Origin of the sequence: Streptosporangium sp. NPDC002544 (assembly GCF_040295965.1) — a bacterium.
GTDB lineage: Bacteria > Actinomycetota > Actinomycetes > Streptosporangiales > Streptosporangiaceae > Streptosporangium.
In genome coordinates, this window is record NZ_JBEOWJ010000056.1 from 27,792 (window position 1) to 45,987 (window position 18,196).

Consider the following 18,196-nt stretch of genomic DNA (forward strand, 5'->3'; position numbering starts at 1 on the left):
CCTCAACGGTCGCGTTGTTCCGCTTCTCCCGGACCCGCCTCCGGGCCCGTGGAGAAGTCGGGAAGGTGGATCCCGAGCCCCCGCGCCGCGGCCTCGTCCATGACGTGGGCGGCGAGGGCGGCGTCGAGGGCGCCGAGCCCGAAAGGCGAGAACACCGTCACGGCTCCGGCGTCATAGGGCAGCGCGGTGCCCGGGGCCAGCAGGTCGCCGAGCTCGGCGGTGACGAATCCCCGGTTCCCGGCCAGCCGCGCGGCCAGGTCGAGCGAGGTCGCCTCGCGGCAGACGTGGTCGGTGTCGTCGACCACGTTCCTGGCCGCCAGGATCGACTCGGGGGTCAGGTCGCGCAGCGACACGTGCAGCACGACGGTGCCCGGCAGGCAGGAGTCCGTGCTCAGGTGCGGCTCGCCGGCGGTGGTGGCGAGGGAGACGATCCGGTGCGCGGCCAGCGCCTCCTCGACGTCACCGGCGATCTCGACCTTCAGGTCGGGCACCCGGGACGCGAACTCCCGGGCGCGCTCGGGGTCGAGGTCGAACACCGTGACCGTCGCCAGCTCGGGGAGCTGTGACCGCAGGAAGCGGAGGATCTCGAAGTTGATGACCCCGCAGCCGATCAGCGTGACCCCGCTCCGGACGTCGGCGGGAGCGTCGGCGGTGAGCGTGGCCGCGGCCACGGCCGCGCCGGCCGCGGTACGCCTGGCCGAGATGACCGCTCCCTCCAGCAGCGCCACCGGCCGTCCGTCCGTGACGGAGTTGAGCAGGATCGCGGCCGACGCCCGCTCCAGCCCGAGGGCCAGGTTCCCGGGGAACGACGCCACCCACTTGACCGCCGCGACCGGGCGCTCGCCCCCGACGTAGGCGGGCAGCGCGATGATCCGGTCGCGTGTGTTGCCGGGGAAACGCAGGAAGACCGAGTGCGGCACCGAGGTCTCCCGCCGCGAATGGGCCAGGTAGGCGTCCCTGACGGTCCGGCAGACGGCGTCCTCGGCGTCGTCCAGCACCGCCAGCACGTCGCTCCTGCGGAGGATCAGCATGCCGTTTGCTCCTTCCAGAGGTGGGCGATGTCGCCGAACCTCTCTTCCACCCAGACGTCGGAGTAGATGGTGTCCAGGTACCGCTCGCCCCGGTCGGGCAGCAGCAGGACGCAGTTGGCTCCGGCCGGGATCTCCGCGAGCCGCTGCGCGACCGCGCTCACCACGGCGCCCGAGGAACCACCGCCCAGGATCGCCTCGACACCGACCAGCCGCCGGCAGCCGACCACGCAGTCCTGGTCGGTCATCCGGGCCACGGAGTGGGCGATGCCGTCGTAGTACAGCTCCGAGCGAATCGCCGCGCCGTGCCCCGGGATGAGCCGCTGGCAGGACGGCTCGCCGAAGATGGCGCTGCCCTCGGCGTCGACGGCGACGATGTGCGTGCCCAGCCCGTGGTCCGCGACGAACCTGGCGCACCCGTGAATGGTGCCGCAGGTTCCGGTGGCCACGAAGAGGTAGTCGACGTTCCCGTCGAGCTGCCGGACGACCTCCTGCATGATCGTTTCCTGGGCGCGGGCGTTGAGCGGGTTGGCGTACTGGTTGGGCCAGAACGCGTGGGGAATGTCGTGGACGAGTTCGCGGACGCGCCGGATCCTGGCGGACAGGAAGTCGCCCACCTCGTTGTCGGGCTCGCGCACGATGTCCAGCTCCGCCCCGTACGCGGCCAGGATCGCGAGGTTCTGGGCGGTCATCTTCGGATCCGCCACGCAGATGAACCGGAGGCCGAACCAGCGGCACACCTGCGCGAGCCCGATGCCGAGGTTGCCCGAGCTCGACTCGACGACCGTCGACTGGTTCGGGATGAGCTCGCCGCGCTCGATCGCACCCAGCACCATGCCCATGGCGGACCGGTCCTTCATGCTGCCGCCCGGGTTCAACGACTCCAGCTTGGCGTGGAACCGGACCTGGGAGTCCCCGAAGAGGCGCGTCAGCCGCACCAGGGGGGTCGCACCGACCGCGGAGAGGACGCCGTCACCGACCCGCGCGTTCACCGCCGGAGTCGTCCGGCCGGGGGGCGCACAGTCGATGGCCTCATATCCTGCGCTCACCGTTCCGCTCCGTCAGGAAATTCAGAAGATATGCTCCGCGAGACATTGGCACCTTTCCGGATGGCTTCATTCTCATGGGTTTCCGGCAGCACCCGCCAGAACCCGCCGAACATATTTACCGGGCCACCTCGAATGGCTGTCCACATCAGCGGGCCCCAAAACGTGGCCCGACCATAACCAGGGCGCCTCGACAGGGTCAATAGCGCAGGCCCCAGAAATGGTCATTGCCGCAAAAACTCCAGCCGTGCATGATAAGTCTCGACACCGCCGAATTATCGCACCGTATTCACCGAATGAACGGGCCGCCCGGCGCATTAATGTCGCTATTAGACGATGGCTGGGAGCTGTCCCGCCGGCGGGACAGCTGGGCGACGCGGACCGCCGGGGAGCGTGCCATGGCCGCTCCGACCCCCCGCACGCGAAGGAGAAAGCCGAGATGACCACCATTTTGCCCGCTCCGGCGGGCCCGCTGAATAATGTTCGGCCGATGACCGGTGAGGAATACCTGGAGTCGTTGCGCGACGGCCGCGAGGTATATATCGGGGGCGAGCGCGTGCCGGACGTTACCACTCACCCGGCCTTCCGTAACAGCGCGCGTTCCATCGCCCGGCTGTACGACGCGCTACACGAACCGGAGGCCGCGGATGTATTGCGTGTGCCGACCGACACGGGAAACGGCGGATTCACCCATCCGTACTTCAAAACGGCCCGTTCCGCGGCCGATCTGGTCGCCTCCCGGGACGCGATCGTCGCCTGGCAACGGCTCGTCTACGGCTGGATGGGCCGCACCCCGGACTACAAGGCCGGCTTCTTCGGCACCCTGGAGGCCAACGCGGAGTTCTACCGCCCGTTCCAGGACAACGCGCTGCGCTGGTACAAGGAGGCGCAGGAGCGGCTGCTCTACTTCAACCACGCGATCGCGCATCCTCCCGTCGACCGGGACCGGCCGGCCGACCGGACCGCGGACGTGTGCGTCCACGTCGAGGAGGAGACCGACTCCGGCCTGATCGTGTCCGGCGCGAAGGTCGTCGCGACCGGGTCCGCGATCACCAACGCGAATTTCATCGCCCACTTCGGCCTCCCGCTCAGGGACAAGAAGTTCGGCCTGGTCTTCACGGTGCCGACGAACTCCCCCGGCCTGAAGTTCATCTGCCGCACCTCCTACGAGCAGGCGGCGGCGGCGCAGGGCAGCCCCTTCGACTACCCGCTGTCCAGCCGGATGGACGAGAACGACAGCATCATGGTGTTCGACCGGGTGCACGTGCCCTGGGAGAACGTTTTCATGTACGACGCCGGCGCGGCCAACTCCTTCGCCGCCGGATCCGGTGTCCAGGAGCGCTTCACCTTCCACGGCTGCGCGCGGCTGGCCGTCAAGCTGGACTTCATCGCAGGCTGCGCGATGAAGGGTGTGGAGGCGACCGGCGTCTCGACGTTCCGCGGCGTGCAGGCCCAGATCGGCGAGATCCTCAACTGGCGCGACCTGTTCTGGGGGCTGTCCGACGCGATGGCCAAGTCGCCGACCTCGTGGCACGGCGGCGCCGTGCAGCCGAACCTCAACTACGCCATGGCATACCGCACGTTCATGGGCGTCGGCTATCCCCGCATCAAGGAGATCCTCCAGCAGACCCTCGGCAGCGGCCTGATCTACCTGAACTCGCACGCCGCCGACTGGAAGAACCCCGATGTGCGTCCCTACCTGGACCGCTACCTGCGCGGCTCGCGGGGCATCCAGGCCATCGACCGGGTGAAGCTGCTCAAGCTGCTCTGGGACTGCGTCGGCACCGAGTTCGCCGGACGCCACGAACTCTACGAGCGCTCCTACGCCGGCGACCACGAGGGCATCCGGGTGCAGACGCTGCAGTCCTACACGGCGAGCGGGCAGGCCCAGGCGCTGAAGGGCTTCGCCGAGCAGTGCATGGCCGAGTACGACCTCGACGGGTGGACCCGTCCCGACCTGATCGGCCCCGAGGGCCTGCCCGGCCACGCGCGTTGACGCCACCCCACGGAGACATCGCCCACACCGAAGGAACCATCATTGGCCATCATCGCGCTTGAGCCGTCGGCCCGGCCCCGCCGGGAGTACCACCCGCTCGCCTGGAAACCGTTGTCGCTGATCGTCGCGGCCGTCGTCGTGCCGGTGGCGCTGCTCATCGACGGCTACGGCTACAACATCGACGAGCTCTACTTCATCGCGGCCGGCCGGCAGCCGGCCTGGGGATACGCCGACCAGCCGCCGCTCGTGCCGCTGCTGGCCGCGCTGACCGACGCCCTGTTCCCCGGTTCGCTGCTCGCGCTCCGGCTGCTGGACCTGCTCGTGGTCGCGGCCGGTGTCGTGGTCACCGCGCAGATCGCGCGGGAGATGGGCGGCCGGGGGCGGGCGCAGGTCATGGCGGCCGCCGCCTACGCGATCGCGTTCCTCGGCCAGGCGGGCAGGCTCGACACCGAGACCTTCGACGTCGTGCTGTGGATGACGGCCGGACTGCTGGTGGTCCGCTGGGTCCGGCTGCGCGGCGAGGGCAGGACCGGCCGGAGCGCCGACCTGCCGCTGCTGTGGGCCGGCGTCGTCACGGCCGTGGCGTTGCAGGTCAAGTTCCTCATCCCGGTCTTCTGGGCGGCTCTGGCGGTGAGCGTGCTCGCGGTCGGCCCGCGCGACCTGCTGCGGCGGCCGGCGCTGTGGGCGGGGGCCGCGATCGCGGTGGTCGCCACGCTGCCCGGACTGGTCTGGCAGACCGTCCACGGGTGGCCGCAGCTCCAGGTGGCCGCCGCGCTGACCGGAGAGAACGAGATGCTCTGGGGCGGCCGGCCGATGTTCCTGCCGCTGCTACTGCTGGTCACCGGCATCCCGGTCGGGACGGTGCTGTTCTGTTACGGCCTGTGGGCGCTGCTGCGCTGCCCCGACCTGCGTGACCACCGCTTTCTCGGGTGGACCGTGCTCGGCGTGATCGCCGTCCTGCTCGCGGCCGGTGGCCGCTTCACCTACGTCGGCGGGGTGTTCCCCCTCGCCTTCGCGGCGGCGGCGGTACGGATGGAGCGGCACCGGCCGGCCCGCTGGTGGCGCTGGACCGTCAGCTGGCCGGTCTTCGTGCTGGCGGCGCTGCTGCCGCTGGTGCAGCTGCCGATCACCCCGGTCGCGGAGCTCAGGCAGCCGACCACCCCGCAGGAACGGTCGGACATGCTGGAGGCCTTCCTCCAGCTCGGCTGGCCCGAGCTCGCGAACTCGGTCACCCGGGCCTACAACGCGCTGCCACCGGCCAGCCGGGACCGGACCACGGTCCTCACCCGATACTTCTGGCAGGCGGGCGCCCTGGAGGTGCTGGGCACCAGGCAGGGGCTGCCGCACCCGTACAGCGGGCACCGCGGGTACGGCTACCTGGCGACCCCGCCGGAGGAACCGGGCCCGGTCCTCTACGTCGGCGGGATGAACGACGAGCTGCGGTCGATGTTCTCCGGCGTCCGGCAGGTGGGCACCGTCGAGGGCAGGATCGGCCTCGGGATCGGCACTCCGATCTGGTTCTGCGAAGGACGTACCGCGGCCTGGTCGCGGATCTGGCCGCTGCTGAAGCGGGAGGACGCCGCCCGGCGGGCCAGACCCGGCTCCTGAGACCACATGCGTGAGGGCGGGCCGCGATCGGCCCGCCCTCACGCATGTGGTCTCAGATCTCGAAGTGCAGCGCCACCTGCTGGATCCGCTCGATCAGGGCCGCCTGCTGCAGGCTTCCCTCCTGCTGTGGCCGGACGTCGCCACCGTGCAGCACCGAGCGCACGAAGGCACCGATCACGTTCGCGAACTGGTGGTCGGCCGGCAGGATCAGTTCCTCCCGGTGGTCCTGGCGCTCGATCCGCAGCACCGGCCGGTGTGCCTCCGGTGGGGTGAACACCCGGTCCAGCAGGATCCTGCCGGTACTCCCCGCCAGCCGGTAACTGTTGCGGTAGGAGTGCTCCATGCCGAAGGTCAGCTGAGCCGAAACCCCCTGCGGCGTGCTCAGCAGCACGTCGCCCGACATCACCACGTCCCGCTTGTGGTCGTGCCTGAAGGCGGCGCCGACCACCTGGAGGTCACCGCCGAGGAAGTGCAGCGCCGCGCGGACCGGGTAGCCCCCGAAGTCGACGAAGGCGCCGCCGCCGACGTCGCGCAGGTAGCGGATGTCGCCCTCCGGCTTGGGCGGGAAGGTGAAGGCGCTGGAGAACCCGCGCAGTTCCCCGATCGCGCCGTCGGCGACCAGCTTGCGCACGGTGGCGTGCTGGGAGTGGTGGAGGAACATGTAGTTCTCCAGCAGCACGAGACCGCGCGAGCGGGCGAGCGCGAGCAGGCGGCCGGTCTCCGCGTAGCCGCTCGTCATCGGTTTCTCGACCAGGATGTGCACGCCGGCCTCGATGGACCGCTCGATCCACTCCGCGTGCAGCAGCGCGGGCAGCGGAATGTAGACGGCGTCCACGTCCGGGCGGTCGAGCAGCGAGCCGTATCCTTCGATCGGCGCTCCCCCGAACCGGTCGGTGAACTGTTTCGCCCGCCGCATGTCCCGGCTCGCGATCGCGACGACCTCCACGGACGGGTCGTCGCGCATCGCGGGAAGGGTCCGCCGCCAGGCGATGTCCGCGCATCCCATGACCCCCATGCGCAGCCTGTCAGGGGTGCTGGCACTCATCGGAATCCTTCCAGCGTGAAGGCCCCCGGATTTATCCGTGAGGAGAAAGTCGACATCAGGGGAACTCCGCTCGGCAGAGGACGGAACATCAGGTGGTCGGGCAGGGACAGTGCGGCGGCATCGTCAGAACGGCCGCGGGGCCGTCTTCAGCTCCGCGTAGTGGGCGAGGCATTCCTCGTAGGTGCTGAGGAGCCCCTTCGACTCCGCTTCGGCCAGGGTGAGCGCGCCGGCGTCCTTCTCCGACATGATCGGAGGCTCGGTGAGGCCCCAGGGGATGCCGATCTCCGGATCCAGCGGATCGATCTCGAGCATCGTCCCCGGAATGTACGCCGCCGAGCACACGTAGTTCATGCAGGCGTCGTCGGTCAGCGCCAGGAAGGCGTGCCCCAGGCCGTCGGCGAGGTACACCGCGATGCCCGAGTCCTCGTCCTGGCGGGTCATCTCGTACTTCCCGTACGTGGGTGAGCCCACCCGCAGGTCCACCACGACGTCGAGCACCGCGCCGCGCACGCACGTGACCAGCTTGGCCTGGCCCGGCGGCAGAACGGTGCCGTGGATCCCCCGCAATGTGTTGCGGCGGCTGAGCGAGTAGTTCACCTGCCCGACCACGAAGGGGTAACCGATCGCCTCGGAGATCGTCTCGGCGCGGAACGCCTCCATGAAGTACCCGCGGCGGTCATGATGCTGCTCCGGAGTCAGGCGGTACGCGTTGGGCACCGACAGCTCGGTTATCGACAGCGACTGGAACATGTGCGGAAGGCTCCTCGAGTCGTTCCGGCGATCAGACCGCCAGCTTCTCCAACAGGTATACGACGTCCACCGGAGCCGGCTGCGCGGCGATCTCGGCGGCGACATCGGCCGCGGCCACGGTGAAGCGGGCGTCCGCGAGGAGCGCCAGGCACCGCTCGGCGACCAGCTCGGGAGTGGCCTCCTCGGGAGGCAGCCACATCCCCGCCCCCGCGCCGACCACCGCCCCCGCGTTGTCGAACTGGTCGTCGAACTGCGGGAGCACCAGCTGCGGCCGGCCCGCGGACAGGGCGGTCAGGACGGTGCCGTGCCCTCCGTGGTTCACCACCAGGTCGCAGGTCGGCAGCACCTGCGCGAGCGGAAGCCTGCCGACCCGGTGGGCGGTCGCCGCCAGCGCGGGCCAGGCGGCCACGACCTCCTCGTCCGCCGCGACCACGAGCTCGGCGCCGTGCCGGGCCAGGCGTTCCAGGACCGGCACGACCAGGTCGCCCAGCAGCCGCGCCCCGATCCGCGGCACCACCGTGCCCAGGGTGACGCACACCCGCGGCCGCCGGCGCTCCGGGAAGACCCAGCCGGGCACCCGGGCGTCGCCGGTGTAGGGCACGTTGCGCACGCTCTGGTGCCCCGCCGCGTGCGGCAGCCGCATGCCCGGCGGCCACGGGTTGAGCACCTCGACCGGTACGGGCGGCTCGATCCCGAGCTCCCCCCGCACGGCCGACCGGTACTCCGCAAGCGGCGCCACGCCCCACTGGTACTCCACGTACGGCACACCGGCGGCCGCGGCGGCGAGCGGTCCGGCGAACTCCGCGCGCTCGCTCACCACGAGGTCCGGCCGCCACGCCTTGACCAGCTCGCGCGCGCCGGGCAGGCACTGGCCCGAGATGCGGCCGAAGGCGCGCCCGTGGGCGTGCCTGCGGCGTTCGGCGTCGGCCGCCGAGGCGGCCGGCTCGTCGCCGACCAGCTCGACGAAGTCCGTCGCGGAACCGAAGGACGCGGCGGGCAGTCCGGACCGCACCACGACGGCGGCGAAACCGTCCGTGGTGGCGACCAGGACGTCATGACCGGCGGCGCGGGCGGCCCAGGCCAGCGGCACCAGGGGGAAGAAATGGCCACGCAGCGGCGCAGTCGTGAACAGCAGTCGCACGGTGACTCCACTTCGTCTCCTCGGCCCGCGCGTGGCCGGCGGTCAGCAAAGGCTGTGCATGCAGGCAAGCAGGCTGCGCGCCTCGATGTTGAGATAGTGACCGTGTCGGAGCAGATCCAGTAGCTGCCGAACGGTCATCCAGCGGAAGTTCGGCGGCACGTCGATCGGCATCGTCTCATCGGCCTCGATGATCTGGTACCTGGTGAGCGCCTTGTAGAAGCGCCCGCCCTCCTCGGACAGCACGGTGTCGTAGTGCGTGACACCCGGCTGGGAGATCAGCAGGTCCCGGGTGAACGGGTCGTCGACGTCCGTGGGCTCCGTGCCCGGCAGAAGGTGGACGGTCGGCGCCATCTCCACCATGTCCATCAGACCGTACTCCGGCCTGGCCTGGACGAGCAGATGCAGCACGCCCCGGATGGACCGCGCGAAGAACACCGCCCGTCCCCGGCCGCGGGGGTACAGCAGGGGCTGTGTCCAGCGCTGGACCTCCCGGGTTCCGGCCTCCGCCTCGACCGCGATGATGCGGAACCGCCGGCCCTCGTGGTCGGCGATCTCGTCGTCACCGCGCTTCCAGCCGGCGACGCCCTCCAGGGGCACCAGCCGGGCGGTCCAGTCGCAGCGGGTCTTCGCCTCGGTGAACCAGCTGAGGATCTCCCCCGCCGTGTGCAGCGGCCGCGTCTCCGTGCCGTCCGCCTGGTACTGGTAGGAGCGGACGAGCGCGTCCCTGAAGGCGTCGTCGGTCGGTGCGCCGTCCTCCTGCGGCAGCGCGAACGGCATGCACGACAGCACCGTCCGCGCGTCCATGTTGACCAGGTTGTCGATTCGGGTCAGTTCGCGGAGCTGGGCCAGGCTGAGCCAGCAGAAGTCCTCGCGGACGGGGATGTCCCCGGTCACGAGCACCACCATGTTGCGGTTGCGCTTGCGCCAGAACCAGGCCCCCTGCTCCGACTGCAGGACGTCCACCAGAACCTCGCCGCGGTCCGGCCCGATGAAGCACTCCAGATACGGAGTGCCGGTGCCGCGGTGCACCCGGGTGTAGTTGCTGCGCGTCGCCTGCACGGTCGGCGAGAGCTGGAGCGTGTTGACGTTGCCGGGCTCCATCTTCGCCTGCATCAGGCAGTGCAGGACACCGTCGAACTCCTTGACGACGATGCCGAGGATGCCGATCTCCGGCTGGTTGATGATCGGCTGCGACCAGGTCTCCACACCGCCGTCCCGCACCCGCAGGCCCTCGATCGTGAAGAACCGGCCGCTCTCGTGTCCGAGGTTGCCGGTGTCCGGTTCGAAGGCCCACGACTCCAGCTCGGAGAAGGGGATCCGCCGCACGGCGAAGTGGCCGGCCGCGTTCCGTTCGGCCCACCAGTCATGGAAGCCGGAGATGGACATGAGCGCACCGTCGTCTGCTCTGCCGTCCGTTCCCGCGTGCGACGCGGCGAGTCGGGTCATGGTGGCGGGCCTCTTCCTGTCCTCGGTTCGTTCGGGTGGCCGTCGGTGCGCGCGGGCAGCGCTCAAACCGTGGCCAGTACGGCACGCAACGTGTCGATGACCCGCTCCTGATCGGTGTCGGAGAGCGAGGGGAACATGGGCAGGGAGAAGATCTCGTCGGCCGCCGCCTCGGTGACCGGCAGGGACCCCTTCTCATAGCCGAGGTGGGCGAAGCCCGACTGGGTGTGCACCGGCCACGGGTAGCTGATGTTCAGCGAGATGTCGCGCGCCTTGAGGGCCTCTATGATCTTGTCCCGCCTGGGGTGGCGCACCACGTAGACGTAGTACACGTGGTCGTTGCCCGGCGCCGTCCTGGGAGTCACCAGCTCGGTGTCCGCGAACGCCTGCTCGTAGCGTGCCGCGATCGCGCGCCGCTTGGCGATGTAGTCGTCGAGCCGGGTCAGCTTGCGGCGGAGGATCTCGGCCTGTACCTCGTCGAGCCTGCTGTTGTAGCCGGGCGTGCTCACGACGTAGTACTGGCTCTCCATCCCGTAGTAGCGCAGCCGGCGCAGGTTGGCGGCGACCTCGGCGTCGCCGGTCATGGTCGCGCCGCCGTCGCCGTACGCCCCCAGCACCTTCGTCGGGTAGAACGAGAACGCCGCCGCCTTACCCGTCGAGCCCGCGATACGGCCGTGCCGGCGGGCGCCGTGCGCCTGTGCGCAGTCCTCCAGGATCGGCAGGCCGTGCTTCGCGGCGATCGCCTCCAGGGGCGCCAGGTCCACGCACTGGCCGTACAGATGGACCGGCAGGATGCACCGGGTGCGGTCGCTGATGACTCCCGCCACCTGCTCGACGTCCATCAGGTAGGTCTCCGGGTCGATGTCGACGAACACCGGTGTGGCACCCACCGCGTCGATCGCCAGCACCGTGGGCGCCGCCGTGTTCGAGACAGTGATCACCTCGTCCCCGGCGCCGACCCCGAGGGCCCGCAGTCCGAGCACGATGGCGTTCGTCCCGTTGTCGACTCCCACGCAGTGCTCGACACCGTGATAGGCCGCGAACTCCTGCTCGAATGCCCGGACCCTCGGTCCAAGCACCAGCTGCCCCGAGCGGAACACCGTGTCGACCGCATCGAGGATGTCGTCGCGTTCCTTCTCGTACTCCGGCAGATAACCCCATACGTAGAGGGTCATCGGGGCACGTCACCTCCAATACGCGGAGACCCGTTCGGCATGTGGCCGGGGACTCAGACGATGTGCTTGAGAAGATCCACGCCGTGCGCGTCCCAGCTCTCGCGATAGATCGCGAAAACGTGGACGTCCCACACCCGGCCGTGGAAGTACATGTGCTTGGGCAGAACGGCTTCGGCCTCGACCATCGCCGTGTGCGGCTCGGTGAATCCGAGACTCTCGGCACCGGCCTCGACGGCGTGGAAGTACACCTTTCTGGTGCGCCACATCGCGAAGGCGAAGTTGACCGTGAGCGCGACCGCGTCCGTCCGGATCTCGTCCGGCTGACCGGCCAGGTGGACCTCGGCCCGGAGGTGACCCGCCGGAGAGAGGTCGGACAACGTGCTGAATCCGACTATCTCCCCGGTGTCCTTGCGGTGCACCAGGAAACAGGCGGCCAGCCCCTGCCCGAAGGTGTCCACGAACCTGTCGATCACCGGCAGACCACTGTGTCCCAGCCGGAACAGGATGTCGTAGACCTTGGCAGCGTCCTTGACACCCGCCGGCCGCAACTCGATCTGCCTGGACTCGGTGTGGGGAAAGAGCATTTCTCGGTCATCCTCGTTTCTGAGTCCGGGTTCCGGCGACATGAAATGGCATTCACCCGCCAGACGGCACAGATCTCTGGACATCGATCGGGAAAACATGTGCGGTCTCATACCGTAGGCCGTCCGCCCGTCCCGCCAGCGGGACAGGGCAGGCGCGCATCGAATCAGCACGCCTTCTGAAGACCGGGGAGCCGAAACCCTTCGGGTGTTTACCAGGTCTACCACACCGGATCGTTCATCGGAATCCCACTGACATTTCCATCGCCATGGAAAAGCATGAGACCGTACGGCGAACCAGTCTTACGCTATTGCCCCCGCCGCGACGCCGTGGCTACTGTCGTCGACGTTTAGGCGTCCACCTACAAAGCTCCGTTTCTGAGCGGGACCCGCGAAAGCACTTCGAAGCGGTGTCGATTCGAAACTCGCGTAGATATCACCGCGACCGCACGAAAGGACAAAAGACATGTCGGATAAAGACCTTGCCGCCGGCGTCGACCTCACCCTGATCGACGATGTGGAGCGAATGGTACGGGGCACGGCGGAAATGATCTGTGCCGAGCAGCCCGACGTGCCCCAGCCGGAGTCCCTGCACGACCTCGACTCGTTCTCGATGGTCCAGGTCCTGCTGGAGCTGGAGAACACCACGCAGTTGAAACTCCTGGAGCGGTTCGAGGGCTTCGAGGGCGAGACGTTCCGCGACCTCGCCGAGTTCATCGTCCGCTTCACGGCCAAGGACGACGACGAGCAGCGGCAGGAGTCCTCGGAGGAGCTCCGCGAGCAGACGACGCCGGTGTAGCGCCACCGGCCCGTGCGCTGTCCCGCCAGCGAGACAGCGCGGCGGTGGCATGACCGGAATCCGAGGCGTCGGCCGACGGGCGGAGAAAACGCAGTCATGTGCCGCGCACGCCCAAAAACAAGCGTCCAAAAATCGGTCCCATTTACCGGAACCGCTTCAGACGACAGGCCGTTCATTATGCCCGGAGACCCCACTGACACAGGATCACGACATGCCTGACACATCGTATGCGGCCTCCCCAGAACAGACCCGAGAACCGCTCGTGCTACGCCCTCCGAAGCACCGGATCGAACGCCGGGCGATCCTCATGTGGACGCTCAACGCACTGATCTGGGGAATACTCGTTGTCAGTGGCCTCGGCATCGCCTACGCGCTGCTGCCCGACACCCGGCCGTGGCTGGGTCCGGTACTGGTGATTTTCGCGGTGATTTATGCGGTGAACATCGCGGTCATGCCCACCTGGCGTTATCTGGTGCACCGCTGGGAGATCACCGACCAGGCCGTCTACGCGCTGAATGGCTGGATAACCCGCGAATGGCGGATCACCCCCATCTCGCGCATCCAGTCCATCGACACCAGGAGAGGCCCCCTGCAGACCATGCTGGGGCTGGCCACGCTCAAGGTGACCACCGCGTCCAGGGAGGGCGCGATCAGCATCGCGGGGCTGAACGCCGCAGTGGCGGAGGAGCACTCGCACCGGCTCACCGAGATCACTCAGGCCACGCCGGGAGATGCCACGTGAACACCGGGAAGTCGGTGGACGAGCCTCTCCCCGAGGTTCTGACGCCCCCGCCCACCGCACCACTGCCGACGCCGGTGCCGACGGAGGGACCGGCGGAGGTGCCGGCGTCGGCGGGCGGGCAGACGGAGGCTCGGGCGCCGGACGGCGAGGAGGTCCCGTGGCAACGCCTGAACAGCCGGTTGGCGTGGGTCGACGCGACCAGGTTCGTGCTCACCATTCTTCCCAGCGTGCTCGTCACCGTCGTCTTCGGGCGGGGTTTCGACGCCTGGCCGGTCCTCATCGCCAGCGCGCTGGGGGTCGTGGTCAGCGTCATGGCCCTGCGACGCTGGCTGACCACCCGGTTCCGGATCACCGAGGACAGGGTCGAGATCCGCAGGGGGCTGCTGGTCCGCAAGTACCGCTCGGTTCCCAGGGACCGGATCCGTACGGTGGACACCGGCGCGAAACTCCGGCACCGGCTCACCGGGCTCCGCGTGGTGACCATCGCCTCCGGCGAGGCCCGCACGTCGTTCAAGCTCGACGCGGTCGCCAAGGATCAGGCCGAGAAGATCCGCGACGATCTCCTGGGCGTCCAGCGGAACGACGCCGCCCAGCCCGAGGTCCCGGAGCGGGCGGTGGAGGAGACCCTTCTCGCCCGGCTCCAGTGGTCCTGGTTCTTCTACAACGTGCTCAGCGTCTGGGCCTTCCTCGCCGCGGCACTGTTCCTGTGGAGCACGAGCCTGACGCTGCAGATGTTCGACGTCGACCTCATGGAGATCATCCGTGACGCGATCGGGTGGGAGGCCCTCGGGGTCGGCTGGTCGATCGCCGTCGGAGCCGGTGGCGGCTTCCTGCTCGGCACGGTCGGCCTCGCGATCTCCTTCGTCAAGGAGAGGTGGAACTTCGAGCTGGTCCGCACCAGGACCGACGACGGCACGGCGCTGCTCACCAGGCAGGGACTCTTCCAGACGCGCGAGGTCTACCGCGACGACCGGCGCCTGCGCGGGATCCACATCAGCGAGCCGCTGCTCTCCCGGTGGATGGGGCTCGCCGAGACGGAGGTCATCTCAACCGGGCTGCGCTGGATTCCCGGCAGCGACGCCTCCAGCGCCATCCTGCCGCGGACACACGTCAGCGAGGCCCACCGGGTGGCGGTTCTCGTGCTCGGGGACGAGCATCGGCCGCTGCAGGCACCGCTTCGCGCGCACCCACGTACCGCGCTGTACCGCAGGCTGGTGGGCACCATCCTCACGCTGGGGATCGTCGCCGGCCTGCTGGCCTGGCTGGGGGCGACGGGAGCCCTCGTCCGCGGGCTCTGGCTGATCCCGGTCGCACTGATGCCGGTGGGCGGAGTACTCGCCTTCGTCGCCTACCGGTCGCTTGGGCACACGATGGCGGGGCCGTACCTCGTGGCGCGGTCCGGACTGATAAGGCGGGCGACCGTCGTGCTCCAGCACCGGGGAGTGATCGGCTGGACGCTGAGCCAGTCGCTTCTCCAGCGCGCCCTGGGTCTGAAGACCGTCCGAGTGTCGAGCGCGGCCGGAGCTCGCTTCTACGAGATACCGGACCTCGCCGCCGACGAGACCGTGACGTTCGTCCACAGCGGAACCCCGGAGCTGGTGGCCGAGTTCCTCGCGGACCGGCCGACCGGAGATCCACCACCCGACATGAGCCACGAGAACTCGTCCAGCTGACCTAGATCACCTACCTGGTGGACAGGGGGTAGAAAATGCGCACGACCAATCTCACGGACGGTTTCTCCGTGAGCGCGATCGGCCTCGGCTGCAGCTCCATGTCCCACGGCTACGGGCCGACCGAGCGGGACGACGAGGAGTCCGTCCGGGTCATCCACCGAGCCGTCTCCTACGGCATCGACATCTTCGACACGGCCGACGTCTACGGGCCGTTCACCAACGAACTGCTTCTGGGACGGGCGCTCAGATCGCATCGGGACGACGTGACGATCGCCACCAAGTGCGGCCTGGTGGTCATGCCGGACGGCAAGTTCCACCGCAACGGCCGGCCCGACTACCTGCGAGCCGCCTGCGAGGGATCGCTCCAGCGGCTCCAGGTGGACGTCATCGACCTGTACCAGTTGCACCGCGTCGACCCCGCCGTCCCCCTCGTCGAGACCTGGGGAGCCCTGGGCGAGCTGGTCACCGAGGGAAAGGTCCGGGCTCTGGGCATCTCGCACGCCACCTGTGACGAGCTGGAACTGCTCCACTCGGTGTTCCCGATCACCGCCGTGCAGTACGAGCTGTCGGTGTGGGCCACGGCCAACCGCGAGGACGTACTGCCGTGGAGCCAGAAGAACAACGTGGGGTTCCTCGCCTTCGCCCCCCTCGGCCGCGGATACCTGTCCGGCAAGATCGACCACTCGGCCATCGGCACGGAGGACTCCCGCAACCGGGACCCGCGCTTCCTGCCCGACGCGATGAGCGCCAACCACGCGATCGTCGAGGGCCTGCGCAGGGTCGGCGCCCGGCACGGGGCCACCCCGGCGCAGGTGGCGATCGCCTGGACCCTGGCTCAGGGGGACAACGTGGTGCCCATCCCCGGGACGCGGAAGCTCCACTGGCTCAGGGACAACGCGGCCGCGGTCGACCTGCACCTCACCTCCGAGGACCTGCGTGACATCGACGACCTGCCGCAGGCGGTGGGCGAGATGAGCTGGGACCAGTTCCGTTCCGCGGGCGCCGACCGGCCGACGCGCCGGACCTGACCGAGCCACGGCGGCGAATGGCCCACCGGACCCTCACCACATCAGACGACGGGACATGAGAAATTGCTCTTTCCGCACACGGCGTCACGCCGCATCGCGTTCCATCCGGCGAGCAGCACCGACCAGGCGGACTTCGCCCAGGTCTTCGTGCGCACCGGCGTGGAGAGCATCCGCCCGGCGGTACGGCCTGCCCGGGGAACGATGAGGGCACACGCCATCTTCCACGTCACCACGAGGAGCACCGGCGAGCGTCTGGGCTTCGGCGGGCTCCACGCGCTCGACCCGGCCGGGCACATCAGGTGCGCCGTCTACCTGGACCCCCGGCGAGCCCGGCTGGGCGTGGGCTCCGAGGCCATCCTGCTGCTGGTCAACTACGCCTTCGCCACGCTGGACATCGACCGGGTGATCGGACAGACCACCGAGGCCAGCTTCGCCTCCTTCGGGCTCACGACCGGTGACCAGGAGATCGGCGCACTGCGCGACCACATGTACTTCCGCGGACGCCACTGGGACCTGCACAACTTCCAGATCGAGCGCGCCGGGTGGGAGGAGTACGTCGACAAGAACGCCGACGGTGTGCTTCCCCCGTCGCTGAGCTGGCGGGCCGCGCCGGCTCAGCCACTCGACGTGTTGTCTTGACGACGGCGGTCGCGGCTCCCCGGCTACGACGACGAAGGAGATGACGTGGCGACGACAGCCGCGAAACCACTGATCACCGTGCTCGGCGCCTCGGGCCTCCTCGGGACGGCCGTCACCCGCGAACTGGCGGCCAGACCGGTCCGCCTCAGGCTCGTCGGGCGCCGGCCCACCACCGTCCCACGGCGGCCCCGCGCCGAGGTGGAGGTGCGCCCCCTCGACCTGACCGGAGGCGACGCCGTCGCCGAGGCGGTCCGTGGCGCCGACGCGGTGATCCACCTGGTCGCGCACATGGGAAAGGCGAGCACGTGGCGGGCGGCCGCGGCCGACCCGGCCGCGGAACGGGTCAACCTCGGCCTGGTCCACGACCTCATCGAGGCGGTCCGGGCACAACGCCCGGAGCGGCCACCGACTGTGGTGTTCGCCGGCTCGGTCTCACAGGCGGGGCATTCCCTGTCCGCCCGGCTCGACGGCAGCGAACCGGACGAGCCGCTGACCGCGTACGACCGGCACAAGCTGGCCGCGGAGCGCGCGATCGAGGCCGCCGACGCCGAGGGACTGATCCGGGGCAGCACGCTGCGGCTGGCCACTCTCTACAGCCGGGGGACGGACCCGATCACGCTGGACCGGGGTGTGGTCTCGGTGATGATGCGCCGCGCGTTCGCCCAGCAGCCGCTGACGGTGTGGCACGACGGTTCCACCAAACGCGACCTGCTCTGCGTCGACGATGCGGCCGCCGCGTTCGTCACCGCGCTGGACCGGGCCGAGGCGGTCTCCGGGCGGCACTGGCTGGTCGGCACGGGTCAGGTGACCAGCGTCGCCGACCTGTTCTCGATGATCTCGAAAGTCGTCGCCAACCGTTCGGGACGGCCGCCGGTGCCGGTCGTCTCGGTCGCGCCCGCGGAGCACTCCATGCCCACGGACGTGCTGGACTTCGTGGCCGACCCGTCGGCGTTCCAGGAGGCCACCGGCTGGGCCGCCCGCGTGCCGCTGCTGGACGGGCTGGAGAGCGCGGCGGCCGCCATCGTGCACGAGTCCGCCTGACCGTCCGACCGCCTGACCGAAGGAGGAGAGAGCCCCGTGCGCGTCCTGTTCGCGGTGAACCCGGAAAAGAGCATCTTCCAGTACCTTGTGCCACTGGCCTGGGCGCTGCGCACGGCCGGCCACGAGGTGTGCGTCGCCGGTCAGCCCTCCTTCGCCAAGGTGATCACCCAGGCCGGCCTGACCGCCGTGCCGGTGGGCGAGGACCGCAGCTCGTGGCGGATCACCCAGAACAGGCAGGACATGCTCGACGCCCTGCGCGTCGGCATCATGGCGCCGTACGACGCCTTCGACGCCCCGGCCAAGGCCACCTGGGACTACCTCAGGCCGGGAATGGCGAAGGCGGTGCGGGGCTGGCACCGGGTGAGCAACTTCCCGATCATCGGGGGTCTGGTGGAGTTCGCCCGCTCCTGGCAGCCCGACCTGGTCATCTGGGAACCACTGACCTTCGCCGCACCGATCGC

Annotated in this window: 16 protein-coding genes and 1 pseudogene; 9 read left to right on the forward strand and 8 right to left on the reverse strand. The window is 69.5% G+C overall.

What is annotated here, in order from left to right; genetic code table 11:
- Positions 1 to 2: 2 nt before the first annotated feature.
- Both sbnB and sbnA read right to left on the reverse strand, forming a co-directional pair.
- The gene (gene sbnB / locus ABT061_RS45870; RefSeq protein ID WP_350929999.1) at positions 3 to 1,031 is read right to left on the reverse strand and encodes a 2,3-diaminopropionate biosynthesis protein SbnB; all 1,029 of its coding nucleotides are present in this window, start codon (positions 1,029 to 1,031) and stop codon (positions 3 to 5) included.
- Positions 1,025 to 2,077 carry a 2,3-diaminopropionate biosynthesis protein SbnA gene (gene sbnA / locus ABT061_RS45875; RefSeq protein ID WP_350930000.1) on the reverse strand — a complete coding sequence of 351 codons (1,053 nt, stop codon included), beginning with the start codon at positions 2,075 to 2,077 and terminating at the stop codon, positions 1,025 to 1,027. The genes sbnB and sbnA overlap by 7 nt, the downstream gene beginning before the upstream one ends.
- 487 nt (positions 2,078 to 2,564) lie before the next feature.
- Between sbnA and ABT061_RS45880 the strand changes: the two genes are divergently transcribed.
- Together ABT061_RS45880 and ABT061_RS45885 are read left to right on the forward strand one after the other, a co-directional pair.
- Positions 2,565 to 4,070 carry a 4-hydroxyphenylacetate 3-hydroxylase family protein gene (locus ABT061_RS45880; RefSeq protein ID WP_350930001.1) on the forward strand — a complete coding sequence of 502 codons (1,506 nt, stop codon included), beginning with the start codon at positions 2,565 to 2,567 and terminating at the stop codon, positions 4,068 to 4,070.
- Between the two features lie 42 nt (positions 4,071 to 4,112).
- The gene (locus ABT061_RS45885) at positions 4,113 to 5,678 is read left to right on the forward strand and encodes a glycosyltransferase family 39 protein (protein WP_350930002.1); all 1,566 of its coding nucleotides are present in this window, start codon (positions 4,113 to 4,115) and stop codon (positions 5,676 to 5,678) included.
- A 52-nt stretch (positions 5,679 to 5,730) separates the two neighbouring features.
- Here ABT061_RS45885 and ABT061_RS45890 read toward each other — a convergent pair whose 3' ends face one another.
- The 6 genes from ABT061_RS45890 to ABT061_RS45915 form a co-directional block, all read right to left on the reverse strand.
- Positions 5,731 to 6,723 carry a Gfo/Idh/MocA family protein gene (locus tag ABT061_RS45890; RefSeq protein WP_350930003.1) on the reverse strand — a complete coding sequence of 331 codons (993 nt, stop codon included), beginning with the start codon at positions 6,721 to 6,723 and terminating at the stop codon, positions 5,731 to 5,733.
- A gap of 123 nt (positions 6,724 to 6,846) precedes the next feature.
- On the reverse strand, positions 6,847 to 7,473 hold the full coding sequence (locus tag ABT061_RS45895) for a dTDP-4-dehydrorhamnose 3,5-epimerase family protein (RefSeq protein WP_350930004.1): 627 nt from the start codon (positions 7,471 to 7,473) through the stop codon (positions 6,847 to 6,849).
- 31 nt (positions 7,474 to 7,504) lie between these two features.
- Positions 7,505 to 8,614 carry a nucleotide disphospho-sugar-binding domain-containing protein gene (locus ABT061_RS45900; RefSeq protein ID WP_350930005.1) on the reverse strand — a complete coding sequence of 370 codons (1,110 nt, stop codon included), beginning with the start codon at positions 8,612 to 8,614 and terminating at the stop codon, positions 7,505 to 7,507.
- A 42-nt stretch (positions 8,615 to 8,656) separates the two neighbouring features.
- Positions 8,657 to 10,060: an NDP-hexose 2,3-dehydratase family protein gene (locus ABT061_RS45905; RefSeq protein ID WP_350930006.1), complete on the reverse strand. Its 1,404-nt coding sequence runs from the start codon at positions 10,058 to 10,060 to the stop codon at positions 8,657 to 8,659.
- 62 nt (positions 10,061 to 10,122) lie between these two features.
- Positions 10,123 to 11,232 carry a DegT/DnrJ/EryC1/StrS family aminotransferase gene (locus ABT061_RS45910; RefSeq protein ID WP_350930007.1) on the reverse strand — a complete coding sequence of 370 codons (1,110 nt, stop codon included), beginning with the start codon at positions 11,230 to 11,232 and terminating at the stop codon, positions 10,123 to 10,125.
- A gap of 53 nt (positions 11,233 to 11,285) precedes the next feature.
- Positions 11,286 to 11,816, reverse strand: a complete 531-nt coding sequence (locus tag ABT061_RS45915) for a GNAT family N-acetyltransferase (RefSeq protein ID WP_350930008.1) — start codon at positions 11,814 to 11,816, stop codon at positions 11,286 to 11,288.
- A gap of 463 nt (positions 11,817 to 12,279) precedes the next feature.
- Between ABT061_RS45915 and ABT061_RS45920 the strand changes: the two genes are divergently transcribed.
- From ABT061_RS45920 to ABT061_RS45950, 7 genes and pseudogenes are all read left to right on the forward strand, one after another.
- The gene (locus ABT061_RS45920) at positions 12,280 to 12,612 is read left to right on the forward strand and encodes a hypothetical protein (protein WP_350930009.1); all 333 of its coding nucleotides are present in this window, start codon (positions 12,280 to 12,282) and stop codon (positions 12,610 to 12,612) included.
- Between the two features lie 211 nt (positions 12,613 to 12,823).
- Complete coding sequence (locus tag ABT061_RS45925) at positions 12,824 to 13,354, forward strand: PH domain-containing protein (protein ID WP_350930010.1); 531 nt, start codon at positions 12,824 to 12,826, stop codon at positions 13,352 to 13,354.
- Positions 13,351 to 15,027: a PH domain-containing protein gene (locus ABT061_RS45930; RefSeq protein ID WP_350930011.1), complete on the forward strand. Its 1,677-nt coding sequence runs from the start codon at positions 13,351 to 13,353 to the stop codon at positions 15,025 to 15,027. Before ABT061_RS45925 ends, ABT061_RS45930 begins: the two co-directional genes overlap by 4 nt.
- 35 nt (positions 15,028 to 15,062) lie before the next feature.
- On the forward strand, positions 15,063 to 16,055 hold the full coding sequence (locus ABT061_RS45935) for an aldo/keto reductase (protein ID WP_350930012.1): 993 nt from the start codon (positions 15,063 to 15,065) through the stop codon (positions 16,053 to 16,055).
- A 63-nt stretch (positions 16,056 to 16,118) separates the two neighbouring features.
- Entirely contained in the window at positions 16,119 to 16,694 is a 576-nt protein-coding gene (locus ABT061_RS45940; RefSeq protein WP_350930013.1) for a GNAT family N-acetyltransferase, read from the forward strand.
- 45 nt (positions 16,695 to 16,739) lie between these two features.
- Positions 16,740 to 17,735, forward strand: a complete 996-nt coding sequence (locus ABT061_RS45945; RefSeq protein WP_350930014.1) for an NAD-dependent epimerase/dehydratase family protein — start codon at positions 16,740 to 16,742, stop codon at positions 17,733 to 17,735.
- A gap of 36 nt (positions 17,736 to 17,771) precedes the next feature.
- Positions 17,772 to 18,196: pseudogene (locus ABT061_RS45950) on the forward strand (glycosyl transferase); the annotation flags it as partial.

Coding starts and splice junctions, on each gene's coding strand:
- ABT061_RS45925 (WP_350930010.1), top strand. CDS start 12,824: ATGCCTGACACATCGTATGCGGCCTCCCCAGAACAGACCCGAGAACCG.
- ABT061_RS45880 (WP_350930001.1), top strand. CDS start 2,565: ATGACCGGTGAGGAATACCTGGAGTCGTTGCGCGACGGCCGCGAGGTA.
- ABT061_RS45905 (WP_350930006.1), bottom strand. CDS start 10,060: ATGACCCGACTCGCCGCGTCGCACGCGGGAACGGACGGCAGAGCAGAC.
- ABT061_RS45910 (WP_350930007.1), bottom strand. CDS start 11,232: ATGACCCTCTACGTATGGGGTTATCTGCCGGAGTACGAGAAGGAACGC.
- ABT061_RS45935 (WP_350930012.1), top strand. CDS start 15,063: ATGCGCACGACCAATCTCACGGACGGTTTCTCCGTGAGCGCGATCGGC.
- ABT061_RS45915 (WP_350930008.1), bottom strand. CDS start 11,816: ATGCTCTTTCCCCACACCGAGTCCAGGCAGATCGAGTTGCGGCCGGCG.
- ABT061_RS45895 (WP_350930004.1), bottom strand. CDS start 7,473: ATGTTCCAGTCGCTGTCGATAACCGAGCTGTCGGTGCCCAACGCGTAC.
- sbnB (WP_350929999.1), bottom strand. CDS start 1,031: ATGCTGATCCTCCGCAGGAGCGACGTGCTGGCGGTGCTGGACGACGCC.
- ABT061_RS45920 (WP_350930009.1), top strand. CDS start 12,280: ATGTCGGATAAAGACCTTGCCGCCGGCGTCGACCTCACCCTGATCGAC.
- ABT061_RS45890 (WP_350930003.1), bottom strand. CDS start 6,723: ATGAGTGCCAGCACCCCTGACAGGCTGCGCATGGGGGTCATGGGATGC.